This window comes from Methylobacterium organophilum, from assembly GCF_022533465.1.
Lineage (GTDB): Bacteria > Pseudomonadota > Alphaproteobacteria > Rhizobiales > Beijerinckiaceae > Methylobacterium > Methylobacterium organophilum.
In genome coordinates this window covers 4,548,190-4,569,872 of the sequence record NZ_CP092848.1, presented here as the reverse complement: position 1 = coordinate 4,569,872, position 21,683 = coordinate 4,548,190, and the positions used below count along the sequence as shown (strand labels likewise).

19 protein-coding genes are annotated in these 21,683 nt (G+C 69.6%); 10 read left to right on the top strand and 9 right to left on the bottom strand.

The genetic code is table 11. The annotated features are described in order from the left end of the window. Positions 1–226: 226 nt before the first annotated feature. Positions 227–2,056 (top strand): tetratricopeptide repeat protein, encoded by a 1,830-nt coding sequence (locus tag MMB17_RS21560; protein ID WP_241102260.1) that lies wholly within the window; start codon positions 227–229, stop codon positions 2,054–2,056. Positions 2,057–2,147: 91 nt separating this feature from the next. On the opposite strand, the gene MMB17_RS21555 is transcribed toward MMB17_RS21560, so the two are convergent. Then, positions 2,148–2,804 carry an alpha/beta hydrolase gene (locus MMB17_RS21555; RefSeq protein ID WP_241100224.1) on the bottom strand — a complete coding sequence of 219 codons (657 nt, stop codon included), beginning with the start codon at positions 2,802–2,804 and terminating at the stop codon, positions 2,148–2,150. Positions 2,805–3,100: 296 nt separating this feature from the next. Here MMB17_RS21555 and MMB17_RS21550 point away from each other — a divergent pair, with 296 nt between their 5' ends. From MMB17_RS21550 to MMB17_RS21520, 7 genes are all read left to right on the top strand, one after another. Further along, positions 3,101–4,273 carry a cysteine desulfurase family protein gene (locus tag MMB17_RS21550; protein ID WP_241102259.1) on the top strand — a complete coding sequence of 391 codons (1,173 nt, stop codon included), beginning with the start codon at positions 3,101–3,103 and terminating at the stop codon, positions 4,271–4,273. Positions 4,274–4,344: 71 nt separating this feature from the next. After that, the gene (gene sufB / locus MMB17_RS21545) at positions 4,345–5,814 is read left to right on the top strand and encodes a Fe-S cluster assembly protein SufB (protein ID WP_238310651.1); all 1,470 of its coding nucleotides are present in this window, start codon (positions 4,345–4,347) and stop codon (positions 5,812–5,814) included. Positions 5,815–6,034: 220 nt separating this feature from the next. Further along, positions 6,035–6,787: a Fe-S cluster assembly ATPase SufC gene (gene sufC / locus MMB17_RS21540; protein ID WP_241100223.1), complete on the top strand. Its 753-nt coding sequence runs from the start codon at positions 6,035–6,037 to the stop codon at positions 6,785–6,787. Beyond that, the gene (locus tag MMB17_RS21535; RefSeq protein WP_241100222.1) at positions 6,787–8,109 is read left to right on the top strand and encodes a SufB/SufD family protein; all 1,323 of its coding nucleotides are present in this window, start codon (positions 6,787–6,789) and stop codon (positions 8,107–8,109) included. Before sufC ends, MMB17_RS21535 begins: the two co-directional genes overlap by 1 nt. 163 nt (positions 8,110–8,272) lie before the next feature. Beyond that, the gene (locus MMB17_RS21530; RefSeq protein ID WP_241100221.1) at positions 8,273–8,728 is read left to right on the top strand and encodes an endonuclease domain-containing protein; all 456 of its coding nucleotides are present in this window, start codon (positions 8,273–8,275) and stop codon (positions 8,726–8,728) included. Then, a complete protein-coding gene (locus tag MMB17_RS21525) occupies positions 8,725–9,969 on the top strand; it encodes a cysteine desulfurase (RefSeq protein WP_241100220.1) in 1,245 nt (414 codons plus the stop codon). Before MMB17_RS21530 ends, MMB17_RS21525 begins: the two co-directional genes overlap by 4 nt. Before the next feature lie 57 nt (positions 9,970–10,026). Beyond that, on the top strand, positions 10,027–10,410 hold the full coding sequence (locus tag MMB17_RS21520; RefSeq protein ID WP_238310656.1) for an SUF system Fe-S cluster assembly protein: 384 nt from the start codon (positions 10,027–10,029) through the stop codon (positions 10,408–10,410). Between the two features lie 4 nt (positions 10,411–10,414). On the opposite strand, the gene MMB17_RS21515 is transcribed toward MMB17_RS21520, so the two are convergent. Beyond that, entirely contained in the window at positions 10,415–10,984 is a 570-nt protein-coding gene (locus MMB17_RS21515; RefSeq protein WP_241100219.1) for a Uma2 family endonuclease, read from the bottom strand. Positions 10,985–11,163: 179 nt separating this feature from the next. Here MMB17_RS21515 and MMB17_RS21510 point away from each other — a divergent pair, with 179 nt between their 5' ends. Further along, a complete protein-coding gene (locus tag MMB17_RS21510) occupies positions 11,164–11,544 on the top strand; it encodes a HesB/IscA family protein (RefSeq protein WP_238310658.1) in 381 nt (126 codons plus the stop codon). 85 nt (positions 11,545–11,629) lie between these two features. Here MMB17_RS21510 and MMB17_RS21505 read toward each other — a convergent pair whose 3' ends face one another. The 6 genes from MMB17_RS21505 to MMB17_RS21480 form a co-directional block, all read right to left on the bottom strand. Further along, the gene (locus MMB17_RS21505; RefSeq protein WP_238310659.1) at positions 11,630–12,688 is read right to left on the bottom strand and encodes a GGDEF domain-containing protein; all 1,059 of its coding nucleotides are present in this window, start codon (positions 12,686–12,688) and stop codon (positions 11,630–11,632) included. Between the two features lie 134 nt (positions 12,689–12,822). Further along, the gene (locus tag MMB17_RS21500) at positions 12,823–14,952 is read right to left on the bottom strand and encodes a carbohydrate porin (RefSeq protein WP_241102258.1); all 2,130 of its coding nucleotides are present in this window, start codon (positions 14,950–14,952) and stop codon (positions 12,823–12,825) included. Between the two features lie 363 nt (positions 14,953–15,315). Beyond that, positions 15,316–16,668, bottom strand: a complete 1,353-nt coding sequence (gene accC, locus MMB17_RS21495; RefSeq protein ID WP_241100218.1) for an acetyl-CoA carboxylase biotin carboxylase subunit — start codon at positions 16,666–16,668, stop codon at positions 15,316–15,318. Positions 16,669–16,678: 10 nt separating this feature from the next. Beyond that, positions 16,679–17,155: an acetyl-CoA carboxylase biotin carboxyl carrier protein gene (accB, locus tag MMB17_RS21490; RefSeq protein WP_238310661.1), complete on the bottom strand. Its 477-nt coding sequence runs from the start codon at positions 17,153–17,155 to the stop codon at positions 16,679–16,681. Between the two features lie 7 nt (positions 17,156–17,162). After that, on the bottom strand, positions 17,163–17,633 hold the full coding sequence (gene aroQ, locus MMB17_RS21485; RefSeq protein WP_238310662.1) for a type II 3-dehydroquinate dehydratase: 471 nt from the start codon (positions 17,631–17,633) through the stop codon (positions 17,163–17,165). A 107-nt stretch (positions 17,634–17,740) separates the two neighbouring features. Continuing rightward, positions 17,741–18,547 (bottom strand): DsbA family protein, encoded by an 807-nt coding sequence (locus tag MMB17_RS21480; RefSeq protein WP_238310663.1) that lies wholly within the window; start codon positions 18,545–18,547, stop codon positions 17,741–17,743. Between the two features lie 288 nt (positions 18,548–18,835). Here MMB17_RS21480 and MMB17_RS21475 point away from each other — a divergent pair, with 288 nt between their 5' ends. Then, positions 18,836–19,942 (top strand): pyridoxal phosphate-dependent aminotransferase, encoded by a 1,107-nt coding sequence (locus MMB17_RS21475; protein ID WP_241102257.1) that lies wholly within the window; start codon positions 18,836–18,838, stop codon positions 19,940–19,942. A 62-nt stretch (positions 19,943–20,004) separates the two neighbouring features. On the opposite strand, the gene MMB17_RS21470 is transcribed toward MMB17_RS21475, so the two are convergent. Then, entirely contained in the window at positions 20,005–21,303 is a 1,299-nt protein-coding gene (locus MMB17_RS21470) for a methyl-accepting chemotaxis protein (RefSeq protein WP_238310664.1), read from the bottom strand. Positions 21,304–21,683: the final 380 nt, after the last annotated feature.

Sequence of the window (21,683 nt, the reverse complement as noted above, 5' to 3'; positions counted from 1 at the left end):
CGGTCTCGGACGAGCCCCCGAGGACGCGCACGCGGCACCCCGCCACGGCCGTCCCCCGCGCCATCCTTTCGCCTTGCGGTCATGGCGTGAAGGGTTCAGTGTCCCGCGCCACAACGGCGCCGGCCTTATAAATCCGGCCGCCGCCAAGGAGCCGTGCCTGGTGACCCAATACGGAAACGCCACCCGCCGCCGCCCTGCGGCGCTCGCCCTTCTGCTGGCCGGGACGATGCTGGCGAGCCCCGCCGCCTCGGCGATGCAGCCGCGGGAATCCGCTCCGCTCTCGGAATTCGAACCGGCGGAGTCGCTCGAGGGCAACTTCCTCTCCGCCTACATCGCCGGCGCCTCGAAGGACACGGCCGCCGCCGCGAGCTTCTACCGCGAGGCGGTGAAGGGCGACCCGCGCAACGCCGAGCTGCTGGAGCGCGCCTTCGTCTCGCTGCTCGCCGACGGCGCCATGACCGACGCGTTCCGCTCGGCCGAGCGCCTCGCCACCCGGGAAGGCTCGAACGGCCTCGCCCAGCTCACCCTCGGCGTGCGTCAGCTCAAGGCCGGGCAGTACCCGGCCGCCCGCCAGAGCTTCGCCCGCTCCGGCCGGGGCGCGGCCGCCGACCTGACCGCGACGCTGCTGACCGCCTGGGCCTATGCCGGGGCCGGCGATGGCAAGCGGGCGCTGGAGACGATCAACCGCCTCAAGGGCGAGCGCTACTTCAACGTCTTCCGGGACTACCATGCCGGGCTGATCGCCAACCTCGTCGGCGACAAGGCGGAGGCCGAGCGCCGGCTCAAGGCGGCCTACGACGCCGATCACAATACCTTGCGCATCGTCGACGGCTATGCCCGCTTCGAGGCGGCGGCCGGGCGCACCGACCTCGCCATCGATGCCTACAGCACCTTCGAGCAGGTGCTGCCGCGCCACCCGATCGTGGCCGACGCGCTGGACAAGCTGAAGAGCGGCAAGCCCCTCGGCCAGCTCATCAACTCGGCCCAGGAAGGGGCCGCGGAGGTGCTCTACGGCCTCGGCTCGGCCGGCTCGACCCAGGGCGACGAGCTGCCGGCGGTGGTCTACCTGCGGCTCGCCCTCTACCTCGCCCCCGAGCACGCCATCGCCCGGCTGACGCTGGCCGACACCCTCGACCGGATGAAGCAGGCCGAGCGCTCCAACGAGGCCTATGCCCAGATCCCGGCCGCCTCGCCGCTGAAGCTCAATGCCGAAGTGCAGATCGGGCTCAACCTGGAGCAGATGGGCAAGGGCGACGAGGCGATCCAGCATCTCGACGCAGCCCTCAAGACCTATCCCGACAACATCGACGTGATCTCCGCCCTCGGCAACGTCCAGCGCTCGCGCAAGCAGTACAAGGAGGCCGCCGCCACCTACAGCCAGGCGATCGAGCGGGTGAAGCCGGCGGAGGAGGGCAATTACTGGACGCTGTTCTACTTCCGCGGCACCGCCTACGAGCGCGCCGGCGCGTGGGACAAGGCCGAGGCGGACCTGAAGAAGGCCCTGTCCCTGGTGCCGCCGACCCAGCCCAACGCCAAGGCGCAGGTACTGAACTACCTCGCCTATTCCTGGGTCGACCGTTCGATGAACGTCGACGACGCCTTCAAGATGCTGCGCCAGGCCGTCGATCTCTCGCCCCGCGACGGCATGATCATCGACAGCCTGGGCTGGGCCTATTTCCGGCTCGGCCGCTGGGACGACGCCGTGCGCGAGCTGGAGAAGGCCGTCGAGCTCAAGCCCGGCGACCCGACCATCAACGACCATCTCGGCGATGCCTATTGGCGCACCGGCCGCCGGCTCGAGGGCAAGTTCCAGTGGCAGCACGCCAAGGACCTGAACCCCGAGCCCGACGATCTCGCCAAGATCAACGCCAAGCTGAAGGACGGCCTGCCGGAGCTGCCCAAGCCCACCGAGACCGCGGAGAACCCGGCCGCCCCGCCGGAGACCCTGGCCGCCCCGGTCGCCGCGCCGCACGATCCGAAGAATCCCAAGCTGCCCAAGGGCGCACCGGCCCCGAACGAGCCCCCGGGCGCCGCCGACAAGAAGCCGGGCGGCTAGCCCGGCCACACGGGTCCCGCCCCAACGAGAAAGGGCGCCGATCCGGCCGGATCGGCGCCCTTTCTCGCGTTCGGCGAGCGTGCGGCGGCGCTCAGGCCGCCTCCTCCCGCTTGCCGAGGCGCTTGTCGAGATAGGTATCGACGGTCTTGGTCAGCTCGTCGACCTTGCCGTCGAAGAAGTGGTTGGCGCCCTCGACCATCTGGTGCTCGATGATGACGCCCTTCTGCGTCTTCACCTTCTCGATCACCGGCATCACCTCGCGGGCCGGGGCGACCCGGTCCTCGGAGCCGTGCACGAACAGGCCCGAGGACGGGCAGGGGGCGAGGAAGGTGAAGTCGTAGCGGTTGGCCATGGCCGCGATCGAGATGAAGCCCTCGATCTCCGGGCGGCGCATCAGCAGCTGCATGCCGATCCAGGCGCCGAAGGAGACGCCGGCGATCCAGCAGGACTTCGCCTCCGGGTTCACCGCCTGCACCCAGTCGAGGGCGGCCGCCGCGTCCGACAGCTCGCCCGAGCCGTGGTCGAAGGCGCCCTGGCTGCGGCCGACCCCGCGAAAATTGAAACGCAGGGCTGCGAAGCCGCGATTGGCGAAGGTGTAGAAAAGATTGTACACAATTTGATTGTTCATCGTACCCCCGAACTGGGGGTGCGGGTGCAGCACGATGGCGATCGGCGCGCCCTTCTTCTTGGGCGCCTGGTAGCGCCCCTCGAGGCGGCCGGCGGGACCGGAGAAGATGACTTCGGGCATGGGTTCCTCAAGAGATCGGATCGCCCCGCGCCGGCGCAGCGCCCTCGGGAGATCGCGGCGGGATGCCTTGACTCGTCCCGGCAGCCTCCTAAAAGCACGCTTAGAATAGTTCTAGTCGATTAGACTAATTCTAAACTAGCTCGTGAACACCGCCGGACAGCCGGTGAAGACGGGTCGAACCCGGCCCTTAGCACGAGGGCCGGGGGCAAAAGCAAGAATTTCGAGATGTGGAGCGGCCCGAAGACACGCCCCCGAGCAGGGAGATGCGACGGCGAAGGATGAGCGAGGATTCCACCATGGGTTCAGAAGAGCGCAGCTATCTCGACCACAATGCGACATCCCCGGTCCGGCCGGAGGTGGCGGATGCGGTCGCGCGGGCGCTCACCCTGCCGGGCAATCCCTCCTCGATCCACACGGAGGGCCGGGCCGCCCGGGCGGCGATCGAGGCCGCCCGCGAGCAGATCGCGCGGCTGGTGGGCGGGCAGGGGGTCCGCATCGTCTTCACCAGCGGCGGCACGGAGGCGGCCAACACGCTCCTGTCCGGCGCCCTCCGCCGCGCGGGCCGGGCCGCCCCGACGCGGCTTCTGATCTCGGCGACCGAGCATCCCTGCGTCACCGCGGGCCACCGCTTCCCCGCCGAGGCGGTCGAGGTGCTGCCCGTCGATGCGGCGGGCGTGGTCTCTCTGGCGGCGCTGGCGGAGCGCCTCGACGCGCTCTCGGGCGAGGGCGTGCTCATCTCCGTGCATGCGGCCAACAACGAGACCGGTGTGGTGCAGCCCCTGGCCGAGATCGTCCGCCTCGCCCGCGCCCACGGCCAGGCCCTGGTGCATAGCGACGCCGTGCAGGCGGCGGGCAAGATCGCCCTGGACATGGGCGCCCTCGGGCTCGACGCGCTCTCGATCTCCGGGCACAAATTCGCGGCGCCGAAGGGCGTCGGCGCCTTCGCCCTCGCCGAGGGCGTGGAGCTGGAGGGCGCCTTCCTGCGCGGGGGCGGCCAGGAGCAGCGGCTGCGCTGCGGCACCGAGAACCTGCCCGGTATCGTCGGGATGGGGCGCGCCGCCGAGCTGGCGCGCGCCGCTCTCCCGGCGGAAGCCGAACGGCTCGCCGGCCTGCGGGAGGGAACCCTGACGGGGGTCCGCGCGCTGGCCCCTGACGCGGTGGTGTTCGGAGAGGGGGCTTCCCGGCTTCCCAACACCCTGGCCTTCGCGGTGCCGGGGCTGGAGGCCGCGACCGCCCTCATCGCCCTCGACCTCGCGGGCGTCTCGGTCTCGTCGGGTTCGGCCTGCGCCTCGGGCAAGGTCGCCCGCTCGCCCGTCCTCGCGGCGATGGGGGTCGATCCGGCCCTGGCGGCGGGAGCCCTGCGGGTGAGCTTCGGCTGGAACAGCACGGAGGACGACGCGCGGCGCTTCCTCGCAGCCTGCGAACGGGTGCTCGCACCCTTATATCAACGGCGAGGACGGGCGGCCTGAGCGCCGCCCCGCCCGAGCCATCTCAGTGAGATCCCCCGGTCCTTGACACCGGAGTCGGTAGGAGACGCGGAATGCCTGCAGTGCAGGAGACCATCGATCGGGTCCGTTCGATCGACCTCGACCAGTACAAGTACGGCTTCGAGACCACGATCGAGATGGAGAAGTCCGAGAAGGGCCTCTCCGAGGACGTGATCCGCTTCATCTCGGCCAAGAAGAACGAGCCGGAATGGATGCTGGAATGGCGGCTCGACGCCTACAAGCGCTGGCTCACCATGAAGGAGCCGGAATGGGCCCGCGTGTCCTACGACAAGGTCGATTACAACCAGATCTACTACTACGCGGCCCCGAAGCGTAAGGCGGCCCAGTCCCTCGACGAGATCGATCCCGAGATCCTCAAGACCTACGAGAAGCTCGGCATCCCGCTGCGCGAGGTCGAGGTGCTGGAGGGCATCGCCCCCGAGCGCCGCGTCGCGGTCGACGCGGTGTTCGACTCGGTCTCGGTGGCGACCACCTTCAAGAAGGAGCTCGAGAAGGCCGGCGTGATCTTCATGCCGATCTCCGAGGCCATCCGCGAATATCCGGACCTGGTGAAGACCTATCTCGGCTCGGTCGTGCCGGTGACGGACAACTTCTTCGCGACCCTGAACTCGGCTGTCTTCTCCGACGGGTCGTTCGTCTACATCCCGCCGGGCGTGCGCTGCCCGATGGAGCTGTCGACCTACTTCCGCATCAACGAACGCGATACGGGGCAGTTCGAGCGCACGCTCATCATCGCCGACAAGGGCTCCTACGTCTCGTATCTCGAGGGCTGCACCGCCCCGAAGCGCGACGACAACCAGCTCCACGCCGCGGTGGTCGAGCTCGTCGCCCTGGAGGATGCCGAGATCAAGTATTCGACCGTCCAGAACTGGTATCCGGGCGACAACGAGGGCAAGGGCGGCATCTACAACTTCGTGACCAAGCGCGGCGATTGCCGCGGCGCCCGCTCGAAGATCTCCTGGACGCAGGTCGAGACCGGCTCGGCCATCACCTGGAAGTACCCGTCCTGCATCCTGCGTGGCGACGATTCCCGCGGCGAGTTCTACTCGATCGCGGTGTCGAACGGCATGCAGCAGGTCGATTCCGGCACCAAGATGATCCATCTCGGCAAGAACACCACCAGCCGGATCATCTCGAAGGGGATTTCCGCGGGCCGCTCGCAGAACACCTATCGCGGTCTCGTCTCGGCCCACAAGAAGGCCAAGGGCGCGCGCAACTTCACCAACTGCGACTCGCTCCTGATCGGCGACCAGTGCGGGGCGCACACCGTGCCCTACATCGAGTCGAAGAACGCCTCCGCCGTCTTCGAGCACGAGGCCACCACCTCGAAGATCTCCGAGGACCAGAAGTTCTACTGCCAGCAGCGCGGCCTCTCCGAGGAGGAGGCGACCGCCCTCATCGTCAACGGCTTCGTTCGCGACGTGCTGCAGCAACTGCCGATGGAGTTCGCGGTGGAGGCCCAGAAGCTGATCTCGATCAGCCTGGAAGGCTCGGTGGGCTGACGGCACTCGAAAGTGCGCCGCCTTCTCCCTCCCCCCTCTGCGGGGGAGGGTGCCGAGCGAATGCGAGGCGGGAGAGGGGCAGCGCGACGGTGCCGGATGCGGCACCGGTCGCGACCTTTCCGGACACGGCGCACCCCTCTCCCGACCCCTGCTGACGCAGGGGCCACCCTCCCCCGCAAAGGGGGGAGGGTCGATCAGATTCGAACAGGACGACCGATCAATGCTTGAGATCAAGAACCTCGTCGTACAGATCGAGGACAACCGCATCCTCAACGGCCTGAACCTCACCGTGAACGACGGCGAGGTCGCCGCGATCATGGGCCCGAACGGCTCGGGCAAGTCGACGCTCTCCTACGTCATCGCCGGCAAGGAGGACTACGAGGTCCTCGACGGCGAGATCCTGCTCGACGGGCAGAACATCCTGGAGATGGCGGCCGACGAGCGCGCCGCCGCCGGCATCTTCCTGGCCTTCCAGTACCCGCTGGAGATCCCCGGCGTCGGCACGATGACCTTCCTCAAGGCCTGCCTCAACGCCCAGCGCAAGGCCCGCGGCGAGGACGAGCTCTCGACCCCCGACTTCATCCGCGCCGTGAACGCGGCCGCCGACAAGCTCGAGATCAACAAGGAGATGCTCAAGCGCGCCCTGAACGTCGGCTTCTCCGGCGGCGAGAAGAAGCGCATGGAGATCCTCCAGATGGCGCTCTTGCAGCCGAAGTTCTGCGTGCTCGACGAGACCGATTCCGGCCTCGACATCGATGCCCTGCGCATCGTCTCCGAGGGCGTGAACGCCTTGCGGGCGCAGGGCCGTTCCTTCCTCGTCATCACCCACTATCAGCGGCTCCTCAACCACATCGTGCCCGACACCGTGCACGTCATGTCGAAGGGCCAGATCGTGAAGACCGGCGGCAAGGAGCTGGCGCTGGAGCTCGAGGCCTCCGGCTACGCCGAGTACCGCGCGAGCGAGGCTGCGTGATGGCCGACGTCACCAATCTCCGCTCCCCCGCCGAGGCCGGGCTCTCCAAGCTCTTCGAGTCCGCGCGCAAAAGCTTCGCCAGCGAGCAGGCCATCAGCCGCGAGGAGGCGTTCCGCTTCTTCGAGGCGACCGGCCTGCCGAGCCGCCGGGTCGAGGCGTTCAAGTACACGGACCTGCGCGCCGCCATCACCGAGGCCGCCCCGCCCGCCGAGGCGCCGTCTGAGGATGCCGCACGGGCCGCTGTCGCCGGGGCCAAGGGCTTCGCCGAGGTCGAGGCCGCCCGCCTCACCTTCGTCAACGGCCATCTCGTCGCCGCCCTGTCGGATCTCGACCGGGTGCCGGAGGGCGTCACCGTCACGCCGCTCAACGCGGCTTTGGCCGAGGGCGATGCCCGCCTGACGCTGCTCGCCCCCGTCGAGCAGGTGCGGGAGAACCCGATCTACCAGCTCAACACCGCCTTCCTGGCCGATGGTGCGCTGATCTCGGTGGCCGCCGGCGCCAAGCCCGCGACGCCGCTGCACCTGCGCTTCATCGGCGCCGGCGAGACCGCCTTCTCGACCGCCACCCGCGTGCTGGTCGATGTCGGCGCCGGCGCGGAGGTCTTCCTGCTGGAGAGCCACGAGGGGCCGGCCGGGCTGACCTATCAGCCCAACGATGCCCTCGACGTGCGCATCGGCGCGGACGCCGCCTTCCGCCATACCCGCCTGAACCGGGAAGGCGACGGGGCCATCGCCCTCTCGACGCTCTCGGTGCGGCTCGACGCCCGGGCCCAGCTCGAGACCGTCAACCTCGTGACCGGGGCCAAGCTCTCGCGTCACCAGATCTACCTGCATGTCGCGGGCGAGGACGCCAATGCCGTGGTCAACGGCGCAGCGCTGCTCGGCCACGGCCAGCTCGCGGATTCGACCCTGCTCGCCGACCATGCGGCGACGGGCGGCGTCGGCCGCGAGATGTTCAAGACGGTGATCGACGGCGATTCCACCGGCGTGTTCCAGGGCAAGATCATCGTCCGCCAGGTCGCGCAGCAGACCGACGGCAAGATGAAGTCCGACTGCTTGCTCCTGACCGACGACGGTCAGATGATGAACAAGCCGGAGCTGGAGATCTTCGCCGACGACGTCGCCTGCGGCCATGGCGCCACCTGCGGCGCGCCGGACGAGGATCTGCTGTTCTACCTGATGGCCCGCGGCCTGCCGCGCGCCACCGCCGAGAGCCTGTTGGTCCAGGCCTTCGTCGGCGAGGCGGTGGAGACGGTCACGCATGAGGGCGCGCGGGACGCGCTGATCGGCGGGATCGAGGCCTGGCTGGCGGCACGGGGGTAGGGCATCGAAACCCTCCCCCCTCTGCGGGGGAGGGTGCCTGCGGAGCAGGCGGGAGAGGGGCAGGCTCAGGTCCTTCCGGAAGTGGCGCTCCTCTCTCACGCCCCCTTCGGGGCCACCCTCTCCCGCAATGGGGAGAGGGGGTTTGCGGAAACGGAAGCGGATCATGGATACGCGTCCCAAGCTCAACGAGGTCTCGCCCCGCCTGCGCGGCTTTGCCCGTGCGCAGCGCAGGGACATGCCGCGTGCCGAGGCCCTGTTCTGGGAGCAGGTGCGCAGCGGGCGCTTCCGCGGCGCCAAGTTCAAACGCCAAGTGCCGATAGCCCCTTTCATCGCCGATTTCTTCTGCGCCTCGGCGCATCTGATCGTCGAGATCGACGGTCCCGTGCATGAGGCTGAAGATCGCCGCCGGCGTGACGAGGCTCGTGATGCCTGGCTGACAGGTCAGGGCTTCCTCGTGCTGCGTTTCTCCACCGACCTCGTTCTGAGCCATCTCGGTGCGGTGATGGACGCCGTCGGCGCGGCCATCGATGACCGGGGTTTCCCCTCTCCCGCCTCGCTCCGCGAGGCACCCTCCCCCGCAGAGGGGGGAGGGATACGACGCGCGAGCGCCCTTTCATGAACGCACCCGTCCCCGCCACCCCCTACGACGTCGAGGCGATCCGCAAGGACTTCCCGATCCTGTCGGAGAAGGTCTACGGCAAGCCGCTGGTCTATCTCGACAACGCCGCTTCGGCGCAGAAGCCGAAGGCGGTGATCGATGCCATGGTCTCGTGCATGCAGACCGGCTACGCCAACGTGCATCGCGGCCTGCACTACATGGCCAATGCCGCCACCGAAGGCTTCGAGGGCGCCCGCGAGACCACGCGCCAGTTCCTCAATGCCCGCTCGACGGACGAGATCATCTTCACCCGCAACGCCACCGAGGCCTACAACCTCGTCGCCTCGTCCATGGGCTGGGCCGGGCTGATCGGGGAGGGGGACGAGATCATCCTCTCGATCATGGAGCACCACTCCAACATCGTGCCCTGGCATTTTCTGCGCGAGCGGCGCGGGGCGGTCATCAAGTGGGCGCCGGTCGACGACGACGGCAACTTCCTGGTCGAGGACTACGAGAAGCTGTTCTCGCCCCGCACCAAGATGGTGGCGATCAGCCATATGTCGAACGTGCTCGGCACGGTGACGCCGGGTGAGGAAATCGTGCGCATCGCCCATGCCCACGGTGTGCCGGTGCTGCTCGACGGGGCGCAGAGCGCGGTCCACCGTCCGATCGACGTGCAGGCGCTCGATTGCGACTTCTTCGTCTTCACCGGCCACAAGGTCTACGGCCCGACCGGGATCGGCGTGCTCTACGGCAAGAAGGAGTGGCTGGAGCGGCTGCCGCCCTACCAGGGCGGCGGCGAGATGATCCGGACGGTCAGCCAGGACGCGATCACCTACAACGACCCGCCCCACCGCTTCGAGGCGGGCACGCCGGCCATCGTCGAGGCGGTCGGCCTCGGCGCCGCGCTCGAATTCATGATGAAGCTCGGCCGCGACAAGATCGCTGCGCACGAGGCCATGCTGACCGCCTATGCCCAGGAGCGGCTCGGCGCCATGAACGCGCTGCGGCTGATCGGCACGGCCCGGGACAAGGGCGGCGTCATCGCCTTCGAGATGAAGAACGCCCACGCCCACGACGTGGCGACCATCATCGACCGGCAGGGCGTGGCCGTGCGGGCCGGCACCCATTGCGCGATGCCGCTTCTCGCCCGCTTCGGCGTCACCTCGACCTGTCGCGCTTCGTTCGGCCTGTATAATACGACCGACGAGATCGACGCGCTCGCCGAAGCCCTGACCCGGGCCGAGATGCTGTTCGCCTAGACGTCCTTCATATTTCGGCCCCCGCCCCGAACGGGCGGCGGCCGGAGGAGAGAACCGATGAGCACCGACGCCACCATCACCGGCGGCACCCACGCCCCCGCCCTCGCGGCCGCCGCGGCGATCCCGGCCGAGGAGATCGACCGCCTGACCGACGAGATCGTCGCCGCCCTCAAGACGGTCTACGACCCCGAGATCCCCGCCGACATCTACGAGCTCGGCCTGATCTACCGGGTGCAGATCGAGGACGACCGCCGGGTGCTGATCGACATGACGCTCACCGCCCCGGGTTGCCCCGTGGCCGGCGAGATGCCGGGCTGGGTCGAGAATGCGGTGGCCGCGGTGCCGGGCGTGCAGTCCTGCCAGGTCACGATGGTGTTCGACCCGCCGTGGGACCAGAGCCGCATGTCCGACGAGGCCCGCATCGCCCTCGACATGTGGTAGCGCGTCACCGCGTCGGGATCGCGCGCCCCGGCTCGAAGCCGACATCCTCGTAGATGTCGGTGAGCGCCAGACGTGCGCCGATGGCAGGCAGGTCGATCACGGCGTCGAGCGATTCGAAGCTCTCTTCCGCCCAACCCTCCCCCGCGCGTCGATAGAGCACGGCACTCGGGAAGCGCGTCTCGACGAGGAGGATGCAAGCGAGGCTCGGATGGCGCCGGTACTCGTCGAGCTTGCGGAAGCGGTCGATATTGGTGGTGGAGGGCGACAGCACCTCGACCACGAGGCGCGGCAAGCGGCTCTCGTAGCTATCGCGGACGAGGTCGCCGCATTCCACGGTGACGTCGGGACGGCGGATCGTGGCGATGCCGGTGCGCAGCGCCAGATCGTCGGTGGTCGGGCGACAGCCGCTTCCGCGCAACTGGACACCGAGGCTGATGATGATGTTGACGACCGTGCGGTCGTGCTGGGCGCTTGCCCCGGTCATCATCTTCACATGCGGCACAGGCACGCCATCGACGAGCTCGTAGAGCCCGTCCTGGGTGGATTGCCACGCGAAGAACTCTTCCGGCGTCATCCGCCGCCTTGCAGGTTCGGACATCGCTCGCCCCGTCACCGATTCAGCATAGCACGGCTGCAATCGGCCGGCGCACCGGGTCTCCCGGTGGACCCCTGCCCCGGGAGTGCTTATCTCTTCGGGATCCGAAAACCCTCACCCGCCCGGGCCTTGAACCCGGCTGCAGGAGAGCGACCACGATGTCAGGTTTCAAGGTGATCTCGCTGACCGACCGGGCAGCGGAGCGGATCAAGGCGATCATGGCGGAGGCCGACCGGCCGATCGCGGGATTGCGGGTCGGCGTGAAGAACGGCGGCTGCGCCGGCATGTCCTACACGATGGAATATGCCGAAGCGCGGAAAGCCGGCGAGGACATGGTCGAGGACCGCGGCGTGACCGTGTTCATCGATCCCAAGGCGGTGCTGTTCCTGCTCGGGACCGAGATGGACTTCAAGACCGACAAGCTCTCGGCGCAGTTCGTGTTCAACAACCCGAACCAGACCTCGGCCTGCGGCTGCGGCGAATCCGTCGCCATCACCCCGGCCACGCCCGACCGCCTGTCCGCGGCCGGCGCCGCCTGACGCCACGAACGAGACAAAGCCCGCCCCGGACGAGGGCGGGCTTCGATCTCACGGGACTGTCCGGGCCGAGACGCCCGGCCCACGCTCAGGCGACGGCCGACAGCTCCTGCTTCTGGCTGTCGTCGATCGCCCGGTTGCGGCCGGCGCGCTTGGCGGCGAAGAGGCAGGTATCCGCCCGCTCCAGCAGGGAAACGGAATTGTCTTCGGTCTGGCGCTGGGCGATGCCCAGGGAGATCGTGACCTTGCCGAGCGACTCGCCGGTGGAGCGCTTCACGAGTTCGCGGCCCATGACGCTGCTGCGCACCTTCTCGGCGATCTCGCGGGCCGCGGCCCGGTCCGTCTCCGGCAGCACCACGCCGAATTCCTCGCCGCCGAACCGGGCGAGGGTGGCCTTGGGCGAGCGCACATGCTCGCGCATCACGATGGCGACCAGACGGAGCACCTGGTCCCCGGTCAGGTGACCGTAATGGTCGTTGAAGCGCTTGAAGAAATCGATGTCGATCACGATCAGGCTCACCGGCCGGCCGGGGGGCGCGGCGTCGATGTCCCGCTGTAGCGCCTCCTCGAAGGCCTTGCGGTTGCCGAGCCCGGTCAGCGGATCCGTCAGACTCTCGATCCGCGCCACCGCGAGGGTCTCGCGCAGGGACTCGACCTCCTTGCGGCTCTCGCGCATGCGCGCCTCGAGGGTCCGGTTGCTCGCCGCCACGTCGCGGGTATCGGCGATGAGCGTCGCCACGATCTCGCGCAGGCGGTTGCGGTTGGTCGCGGCCCCGGCGAGGTCATGGGAGAGCACGCGCAGGGACTCGCCGTATTGCGCCGTGGCGCCGAGGGAGAGATCGATCATCTCCATGATCCCCTCGACCTCGGCGATCAGGCTGGCGGAGGTGCGGTCCGCCTCCCCGGCCATGCGACGGCCCCCCAGGAAGTCCTGGAACAGCTGATCGACATCGGCGTCGCTGAGGCTGCCGTTCTGCGTGGTCAGCCGCTTGATCGCATCGTTCATCAGGGGATGCGTGCCCGCCACATAGGCGTACCAGACGGAGTAGGCCCGGGGCGAGGCCGAAGCCCCGTAGTCGCGCATCAGCTCGAAGCTGCGCTGCCCCAGCGCAAAGCTGCGGTCACGATCAACGGGTGCCTCGCTCATCCGGCTTTATCCGCATCCACCACGAGGAAGCCCCTCGCGGCCCCCGGGAAACAATGGAACAGCGAGTGTGGATGTTGCGTTAAGTTCGTCCCCCGCTCTTGAGGACTTTACCGTACCGAAGGGACCAGGGCCGCCTAAAAGTCTGCGTGCAGGCGCGTGCCCAGGAAGTCGGCGGGACCCCGGTCGCGGTTATAGGCGGGGTTCTCGACGTGCTGGTAGTCGAGGCTCAGCGTGACGGCCTTGGTCAGGCTCAGGGCGTAGTAGACCTCGACGGCCCGCTCCGGCGCGTAGGTCAGCCGCCCGTCGCCGATGAGGAGGCCGAGGCCGCCATGGGCGAAGAATGCGCGGTGGGCGGGGGAGAGGCCGTTCTGCGAGGCGCCGATGCCGATCGTATCGGAGGGGCGCCCCCAGGCCGTGCCGCGCAGCGACAGGCCGCCGGAGATCGAGGAATCGACATCGGTGAAGGACAGGTTCTCGCTGCGGCCGTCGCCCCAGCTCGCCCGGGCGAACAACCCGAGATCGGCGGTGAGCGCCTGTTCGAGGTTGAGATAGACGCCGCTCTTGCGCCGGGGGGCGCGGGCGGCCGCCGCGGCGTCGTTGATGTCGGCGAACAGGCCGGCCTGCGTCAGCGCCACGACCTGCCGATAATCGGCGGTGTTGCCGACATTGGAGAAGACGCCGACGCGCAGCTTGCCGGGCTGCTCCAGCACGGGAAGGGTGTGGCGCTCCTCGAATTCCACCGTGGTGCCGGCCCGCTCGAACACCCGCGGGTCGAGCACGTCGCTGGAGGGCTCTTTCGGCACCTGGGTATAGGCGGCGCGCAGGGCGAATTCGGCGCGGTTGTATTCCACCATCAGCCCCTGCGTGTAGCCGGGGAGGTTGGCCGGGAAGTCGTAGGCCGCCGAGCCCCACAGGCCCCAGTTCATGAAGTCGACCCGGGGGTCGTGGGCATAGGCATTGCCGTCGAAGAAATCGCCGAGGGCGAACTTGCCGAACACCACGGTGATGCGCTCGACGTCGCGGCTGCCCGCGATGGAATTCGGCGCGTCCGGCACCTCCTCGGTGCCGCCGCCGAGGCTGAAGGTCTGGCGGAGGAAGTAGCGGTTGGAGCGCAGCTTCGGGAAAGGCGCGCCCGCCTTCTGCGCCTCGCCGTTGACGAAGCCGGCCACGCCCAGCGTCCGCGACAGGCCGAAGCCCTGGCTGAATTCCGGGTTGTAGTAGAGTTCCGTCCCCTCCCACAGCTTCAGCCCGAGGAAGGCCGTGCCGGTGGTGGTCGCCTGGGCCTGGTCGGGGATCAGGCTGTTGGGACCGCGATAGGCCTCCCGGAAGCCACTGACGCCCTGGTTGACGAAGGTGACCTGCCCATGGAGCGAGAAGCGCCGCTCGCTGCCGGAGGACGCATCGACGGCTTCGTCGGCGGGCAGCGCCAGAGCCTCGGGATGCCAGATGATGCGCGCCATCATCTCGTTCGAGACGAAGTGGCTGCGGGTCGAGACCGGGCCGCCGGCGGCGCCCGGCAGGACGCCCAGATCGAAGCGCCCGCTCGCGCCGAGATCGCTGTAGCGGTAATCGACCCCGAGGGAGAGGTGCGGCGAGACCGCGAACTGCACGCCCGCGCCCAGGGTGAAGCCAAGATAGGACACGTCGCGGGAGGGCGTCGCCACCGTGCCCCCGGCGAGATCCGGATAGGTGGCGAGCACCCGGCCGTTCGCCGCGGCGAGGCCGGCCGTGGCATAGACCAGATTGGCGCCGAAGGCGTAGCCGAGCCGCAGGCGCGCCGCGCCGATCCGATCGGTCTTCTCGCGGATGACCGGGAAGGCCGTGCCGAGATCCTCGTAGCCGAGGCCGGGAACCGCGGAGGAGACGGCGCGCTTCAGGTTGATGCCGACGAGATCCGCTTCCAGGCCGTAGACATAGGGGCCCGTCTGCCAGTTCCAGCCGGCGAAGCCCCCGCCCACCGCCGTGGTCGCATCCCGGCCGAGATCGGCGCTGCCGGTGGAATCCCCCGTCCGGAAGGTGCCCACGCTCCGACCGCCGACCCGCGTCGGCCCGAAGCCGAAGGCCCCGAAGGACGCGCCGGCGCTTCCCTCGATCCCGGCATAGCCACCCGACCAGTCCACGAAGTCCGGCGCCTTCACCGCGGCGGGGTCGGCCGCGAGGACCGGCGCGGAGATGGCGACGAGAAGCAGGGGGAGGGGGAGAGAAAGGGGGCGGGCGCGCCTCCTGTCCCGTGCCGCCCGCTGCCCGCCTCCGGCCATGACCATGCCCGCCACCCTCAAGACTCGTCCGTTCGCGTGTAACCGCCGTCAGACATAGCACAAGCTATAAATCATACAATTGACTTATTATCGCTCGGCCGCCGCGCGCTCCGTTGCGACCACAACGGTGTTTGCCGACAATGCGATGACAGCGCCATCATCCATGTCGGACCGGGTGCGCGGCGGTGGGAGAGTGTCGCCCGAAGGTCGCATCGGACCGGGCGGCGGCCTGCTCCAGGCATGGGGACAGGCCGTCCGACCCGGAGGATCGGCGGCGGCGCAACCTGAAAAGGTCAGAGGAAGATCAGGCGATTGGGCGGGAAAGCTCTTTCACCGCCTCAACGATGTCGGCGATCCCGGCCAGCGGCCTCAGGCCCCGGCCGCCTCGCGCTCCAGGAAGCCCTCGAGCCAGTGGATGTCGTAGGCCCCGTTCAGAACGTCCTGGTTGCGCACCAGGGTCCGGAACAGGGGGAGGGTGGTGTCGACGCCGTCGACCACGAACTCGTCCAGCGCCCGCCGCAGCCGCATCAGGCACTCGTTGCGGGTGCGGCCATGCACGATCAGCTTGCCGATGAGGGAATCGTAGTTCGGCGGGATCCGGTAGCCCTGGAAGGCGGCGGAATCGACGCGCACCCCGAGGCCGCCCGGCGGATGGTAATAGGTGATGGTGCCGGGCGAGGGCCGGAAGGTCGCCGGATGCTCGGCATTGATCCGGCACTCGATGGCGTGGCCCTCGACCTTGATGTCGTCCTGGCCGACGGAGAGGCCGCCCCCGGCCGCGACCCGGATCTGCTCGTTCACGAGGTCGATCCCGGTGATCATCTCGGTGACGGGGTGCTCCACCTGGATGCGGGTGTTCATCTCGATGAAGTAGAAGCGCCCGTCCTCGTAGAGGAACTCGATGGTGCCGGCGCCGAGATAGCCGAGCTCGCGCATGGCATGGGCGCAGACGCCGCCGATCTCGGCGCGCATCGCCTCGTTGAGGACGGGGGAGCCGCCCTCCTCCCAGACCTTCTGGTGGCGCCGCTGCAGGGAGCAGTCGCGCTCGGCGAGATGCACGGCGTTGCCCTGGCCGTCGCCGAGGATCTGCACCTCGATATGGCGGGGCTTCTCCAGATACTTCTCCAGATAGACCGCGTCGTCGCCGAAGGCGGCCTTGGCCTCGGTGCGGGCAATGCCCAGGGCCTGCTCCAGGTCGGCCTCGGTGCGGGCCACCTTCATGCCGCGGCCGCCGCCGCCGGAGGCCGCCTTGACGAGGACCGGATAGCCGATCTCGGCGGCGACCTTCTTGGCCTCCTCGACATCCGTGACCCCGCCTTCCGAACCCGGCACGCAGGGAATGCCGAGGCGCTTGGCGGTGCGCTTGGCCTCGATCTTGTCGCCCATCACCCGGATATGCTCGGCCTTGGGGCCGATGAAGCCGATATTGTGATGCGCCAGCACCTCGGCGAAGCGGGCATTCTCCGAGAGGAAGCCGTAGCCGGGATGCACCGCGTCCGCGCCCGTGATCTCGCAGGCCGCGATGATCGACGGGATGTTGAGGTAGCTGTCGCGCGCGGCGGGCGGCCCGATGCAGACGCTCTCGTCGGCGAGCCGCACATGCATCGCATCGGCATCGGCCGTCGAATGCACGGCGACCGTGGCAATGCCGAGCTCCTTGGCGGCCCGGAGGATGCGCAGGGCGATCTCGCCGCGATTGGCGATCAGGATCTTGTCGAACATCGGCCGCCGGTCACTCGAGGACGAGGAGGGGCTCGCCGTACTCGACCGGCTGCCCGTCTTCGATGAAGATCGCGGTGACGGTGCCGGCCCGCGGCGCCACGATCTCGTTGAACGTCTTCATCGCCTCGACGAGCAGGAGCTTGTCGCCGGCCTGCACCTTGGCGCCGATCTCGACGAAGGGCTTGGCATCGGGCGAGGGGCGGCGATAGGCGGTGCCGACCATGGGGGAGGGCACGGCGCCCGGATGGCCGGCCCCGGCCTTGGCCGGCACGGCCGGCGCCGGGGCGGGCGCGGCGACGGGGGCCGCGGCGGCGAGGACGGGGGCGGGCACCGCGTTCGCCACCTGCACCGAGACCGGCTCCGGCGTGCGGGCGACGCGGATGCGCAGGTCGCCCTTCTCGACCTCGATCTCGCTCAGGCCCGTCTCGGCGATCATCTTGGCGAGCTCGCGCACGAGCTCGGGATCGAAGGGGTCGTTCTTGGCCATCGGCTCTTTAGCGTTCTTGGGAAGTGGATCGGGGCGCGGCGCGCCCGCGCAGGAGATGGGTCAGGGCGTCGAGCCCGGCCACGTAGCTGTAGGCGCCGAACCCGCAGACAACCCCGGCACAGACCGGGGCGATCATCGAGACGTGGCGGAAGGATTCCCGGGCATGCACGTTCGAGAGGTGGATCTCGACGGCGGTGACCCCGGCCCCGGCGATCGCGTCGCGGAGCGCGATGGAGGTGTGGGTATAGGCGCCCGCATTGAGGAGCACGCCGGCGCCGGCCGCGCCCGCCTCCTGAACCCAGGTGACGAGCTCGCCCTCGTGGTTGCTCTGGCGGAAGCTCAGAGCCACGCCGAGCCCCCCGGCCCGGCCGCGCAGCTCCCGCTCGATATCGGCGAGGGTCGCGGACCCGTAGATCCCGGGCTCGCGGCGCCCGAGAAGGTTGAGGTTCGGCCCGTTGAGAACGTGAATGGCGATCATGGGACCGGGTTCGAAGGCTCCGGTTCGTGCGGAGGCGGGCATGCCCCCTGGCGAGCCGCGGTCTTAGACGACCGGCGAAGCCCGCGACAAGTCGCCCGCCCGCATCCTCAGCAGCTGGCGTGGCCGCACTGGCGCACGTCGTTGACGGTCTTCTTCATCGGCTCCAGGCCGACCGCGCCGGGCAGGATCTCCTCGCCGACGATGAAGGCCGGGGTGCCCGAGAGGCCGAGCTTGTCGCCGAGGCCCATGTTCTCGGCGAGCGCCGCCTTCACCTCGGGGCCCTGCGCGTCCTTCTTCAGCTTCTCCAGGTCGAGGCCGAATTCCTTGGCGAGGGCGAGCGCCCGCTCCCCGTTCACGCGGCCCTTGCTCTCCAGGAGCTTGCCGTGGAAGTCGAACATCCTGTCGCCCTTGAGCTGCAGCTTGGCGGCGAGCGCCAGCTTGCTCGCCTCGAGGGATTCCGCGCCGAGCACGGGGAAATCCTTCAGCACGACGCGCAGCTTCGGGTCGGACTTCATCAGCGCCTGGAGGTCGAAGAAGGCCTTCCGGCAATAGCCGCAATTGTAGTCGAAGAACTCGACCAGGGTGACGTCGCCGTTGAGATTGCCCGCGATCACGCCGTTGGGCGAGTTGGTCAGGGCCTCCCGCGCCTCCTTGATGGCGGCGGCCTGGGCGAGGCGCTGCGTCTCCTGGGCGCGGCGCTCGCCCTCGGCGATCGCCTCCTGCAGCACCTCCGGGTTCTTGACGAGGTAGTCCTTGACGATCGCCTCGATCGCCTTGCGCTGCGCGTCCGTGAAGGGTGCGCTCTCCTGGGCCGCCTGCGCGGCGGTCTGGGCGGGTTCCTGCGCGGCGGCGGGCGCGGAAACGCCGAGGACGGCGAGCAGCGCGAGGGCGGAGACGGAGCGGAACAGGGGCATCGATGTCCTCGGAAGCGCCGGGCGGCCCTTCTCGCGAAACGCGGGGCGGCCCTGACCCATCGTGTAGGCACGGGGTTAGGCGTTTTCGCGGCGGGCGGCAAATTCCGGCGGCCCGGTTTCGGCGCGACGGGAATTGAGCCCCGGCCCCATCGGCGCTAGGCCGCGCCTCTGGCCTCCTTCCCCGGCCGCCTTCCCACGGAGCCCGACAGCGTGCGCTGCGACCCGACCCTCGACCGCCCGGCCCTCGCCATCTCCCGGCGCGCGGCGGCGGTGGCGCCCTTCCTCGCCATGGACGTGATGGCGGCGGCCGCCGCCAAGCGGCGCAGCGGCGTCGACGTGGTGCATATGGAGGTGGGCCAGCCCTCGGCCCCGGCCCCGCGGCCGGTCATCGCCGCCGCCCAGGCCGCCCTCGCCGACGGGCGCATGCCCTATACGGAAGCCCTCGGCCTGCCGTCCCTGCGGGAGCGCATCGGCCGCCACTACGCCGAGACCTACGGCGTCGCGGTCGCCCCGGAGCGGGTGGTGGTGACGACGGGCTCCTCGGCGGGCTTCGTGCTCGCCTTCCTCGCCCTGTTCGAGGCCGGCGCGCGGGTGGGCGTGCCGCAGCCGGGCTATCCCGCCTACCGCAACATCCTCACCGCCCTCGACCTCGTGCCCGCCCCCCTGGTGCTGCGCAGGGCCGACCGCTTCGCGCCGACGGGCGACCTGATCCGCGCGGCCCATGCGGAGAACCCGCTCTCCGGCGTGCTGGTGATGAGCCCGGCCAATCCTTCGGGAACCGTGATCGATCCGGCCCGGCTGGCGGAGCTCTGCGTCACCGCGGCCGATCTCGGCCTGCCCTTCGTCTCCGACGAGATCTATCACGGGCTCAGCTACGGGGTGCCGACGGCGACCGCGCTGCAATTCGACCCGCGCGCCGTCATCATCAACTCGTTCTCGAAATTCTATTGCATGACCGGCTGGCGCATCGGCTGGATGGTCGTGCCGGAGGAGCTCGTGCGCCCGGTCGAGCGGCTCGCCCAGAATCTCTACATCTCCGCGCCCTATCTCTCGCAGGTCGCGGCGCTGGCGGCCTTCGACGCCCTCGACGAGACCCACGCGATCCGGGACGGCTACGCGCGCAACCGGGCGCTCCTCCTCGACGCGCTGCCCGCGATCGGCCTCGGCGAGGTGCACCCCGTCGACGGGGCCTTCTACCTCTATGCCGATGTCGGGCGGCTCACCAACGACGCCAGCGCCTTCTGCCGGCGGATGCTGGACGAGGCGGGGGTGGCCGCCACCCCGGGCCTCGATTTCGACCCCGACGAGGGCCACCACCACGTCCGGTTCTCCTTCGCCGGCGCGACGGCCGAATGCGAGGAGGCGGTGCGGCGCCTGCGGGACTGGCTGCGCTAACAACGCGAAACGCCCCCTTCGCCGTGGCGAAGGGGGCGCCGTGTTCTCTCGCCGGTCGCGGATCAGGCCGCCAGAGTCTCGGGCGCCAGAGTCTCGGGCGCCAAGCCCTTGGGCGCCGTCGCCCCCGCGAGGGTCGCGGCCTCCTTGGCCGCGGCCTCGAAGGCGCGGAAGGACTCGGTGGCCGCCCCCCAGTCGGACGCCTTGACCTGCTCGACCGTGGCGGCGGCGGATTTCGCGGCCGCGGCCACGATCCGGCGCAGGCTCTCCTCCAGCCCGGCCTCGCCGCCGGGGCAGACCGCGGCGGAGGCGTTCGCCGGCTTGAGCCCGACCAGGACGGCGGCCATGTGGCGGCGCCAGGCGCCGAGATCGGCGGGCAGCCGGGCGAGACGGGCGCCGGGCAGCCCCGCCTCGACGCCCTTGGACAAGGCGTCGAGGCTCATCGTCTCCAGCGTGGTGAGGCGGCCGATCGCGTCGGCGATCTCGCCGCGGGCCTTGTCCGTGCCGGTGGCGATGCGCTCGACGCTCGACGAGATCTCGGCGACGGCGAGCTTCTGCTGCTCCATCACGTCGGCGAGGGCGCGCATCTCGCCCGCGGATTCGGCGACCGCCAGGCTCTCCGCCTCGACCCGGGCATTGGCCCGGGCCATGGCGCCGGCGCCGGCGGCGACCGCTTCGCGGGTCTGCCCCACGGCGGATTGCATGGCGCTGAGCTCGCCGCGCAGGCCAGCGAGCCGGCCGCGGATCTCGTCGGTCGCCTTGGCGGTCTGGCCGGAGAGGGCCTTCACCTCACCCGCGACGACGGCGAAGCCGCGGCCGGCCTCGCCCGCGCGGGCGGCCTCGATGGTGGCGTTGAGGGCGAGCAGGTTGGTCTGGGCGGAGATGCCGGCGATCGCCGTGGCCATCTCCTCGATCTGGGAGGCGGCGCGCTCGAAAGCCGCGAGGCAGGCGGCGATCTCACCGGCGCTCACCTCGATGCCCTTCATGCGCTCGCTGGCCATCGCCATGTCGGCGACGCATTCGGAGATGCCGCTGCGCGCCCGCTCCGCGGTGACCGCGGCGGATTGCGAGCGCTGGGCGATCTCGCCGGTCGAGGCGGAGACCTCCTCGCCGGCCGCGGCGATGGTGCGGGCCTGATCGGCGATCTGGGCGGCGTCGTGGGTGATCCAGCCGATCGCCATGCCGGCCTCGGAGGCTTCGGCCGAGATCGCGGCCTGACGGCGCAGCCGTTCGATCTCCCGGGCGCTCGATTCCGCGGCAACAGGAAGCGCGACGGGAGGCGGGGCGGCGGCGACGGCTTCCGGCAGTGCGGCCACGTCCTGCATGGACGGGGCGGCCTGTTTGGGACGGAACAGGCGAAGCATCGAAGGGCGACTCCATCCGAGTATGGGCCGCGTGCCAGTCCCGATATGCCCGGGCTTCGGCCGCGCTCCATGATCTGTCCGACGCACCCCTAGGACAGAAATGGCAACCCTAAATGGGCACGTCTGATTTCAGACAATGCCAAGCATTGCTAAATTCCCGGTTAAGCTGCCCGAGCAGTTTCAAATGACTTGTAGGTGCAAGTCGAACGTCCCAATGCGGAGATCGCTGCGGCACGATGCCGAGACGGACGCATCGCGCGAGGAGGGCGCGCCCCCCCGGAGACCTGTCGGGAGGTCGGCGAACAGGCGCGGAGCACGCCGCGCGCCGCGGGACCATTCGCGGCCTTCGGCCCGAGCGCCCGCGACACCTCGAACACCCG

Coding starts and splice junctions, on each gene's coding strand:
- accC (WP_241100218.1), bottom strand. CDS start 16,668: ATGTTCGACAAGATCCTGATCGCCAATCGCGGCGAGATCGCCCTGCGC.
- MMB17_RS21550 (WP_241102259.1), top strand. CDS start 3,101: ATGGGTTCAGAAGAGCGCAGCTATCTCGACCACAATGCGACATCCCCG.
- MMB17_RS21560 (WP_241102260.1), top strand. CDS start 227: ATGCTGGCGAGCCCCGCCGCCTCGGCGATGCAGCCGCGGGAATCCGCT.
- MMB17_RS21520 (WP_238310656.1), top strand. CDS start 10,027: ATGAGCACCGACGCCACCATCACCGGCGGCACCCACGCCCCCGCCCTC.
- MMB17_RS21510 (WP_238310658.1), top strand. CDS start 11,164: ATGTCAGGTTTCAAGGTGATCTCGCTGACCGACCGGGCAGCGGAGCGG.
- MMB17_RS21505 (WP_238310659.1), bottom strand. CDS start 12,688: ATGAGCGAGGCACCCGTTGATCGTGACCGCAGCTTTGCGCTGGGGCAG.
- MMB17_RS21530 (WP_241100221.1), top strand. CDS start 8,273: ATGGATACGCGTCCCAAGCTCAACGAGGTCTCGCCCCGCCTGCGCGGC.
- accB (WP_238310661.1), bottom strand. CDS start 17,155: ATGGCCAAGAACGACCCCTTCGATCCCGAGCTCGTGCGCGAGCTCGCC.
- MMB17_RS21500 (WP_241102258.1), bottom strand. CDS start 14,952: ATGGTCATGGCCGGAGGCGGGCAGCGGGCGGCACGGGACAGGAGGCGC.
- MMB17_RS21535 (WP_241100222.1), top strand. CDS start 6,787: ATGGCCGACGTCACCAATCTCCGCTCCCCCGCCGAGGCCGGGCTCTCC.
- MMB17_RS21555 (WP_241100224.1), bottom strand. CDS start 2,804: ATGCCCGAAGTCATCTTCTCCGGTCCCGCCGGCCGCCTCGAGGGGCGC.
- MMB17_RS21480 (WP_238310663.1), bottom strand. CDS start 18,547: ATGCCCCTGTTCCGCTCCGTCTCCGCCCTCGCGCTGCTCGCCGTCCTC.
- aroQ (WP_238310662.1), bottom strand. CDS start 17,633: ATGATCGCCATTCACGTTCTCAACGGGCCGAACCTCAACCTTCTCGGG.
- MMB17_RS21470 (WP_238310664.1), bottom strand. CDS start 21,303: ATGCTTCGCCTGTTCCGTCCCAAACAGGCCGCCCCGTCCATGCAGGAC.
- sufC (WP_241100223.1), top strand. CDS start 6,035: ATGCTTGAGATCAAGAACCTCGTCGTACAGATCGAGGACAACCGCATC.
- MMB17_RS21475 (WP_241102257.1), top strand. CDS start 18,836: ATGGACGTGATGGCGGCGGCCGCCGCCAAGCGGCGCAGCGGCGTCGAC.
- MMB17_RS21515 (WP_241100219.1), bottom strand. CDS start 10,984: ATGACGCCGGAAGAGTTCTTCGCGTGGCAATCCACCCAGGACGGGCTC.
- MMB17_RS21525 (WP_241100220.1), top strand. CDS start 8,725: ATGAACGCACCCGTCCCCGCCACCCCCTACGACGTCGAGGCGATCCGC.
- sufB (WP_238310651.1), top strand. CDS start 4,345: ATGCCTGCAGTGCAGGAGACCATCGATCGGGTCCGTTCGATCGACCTC.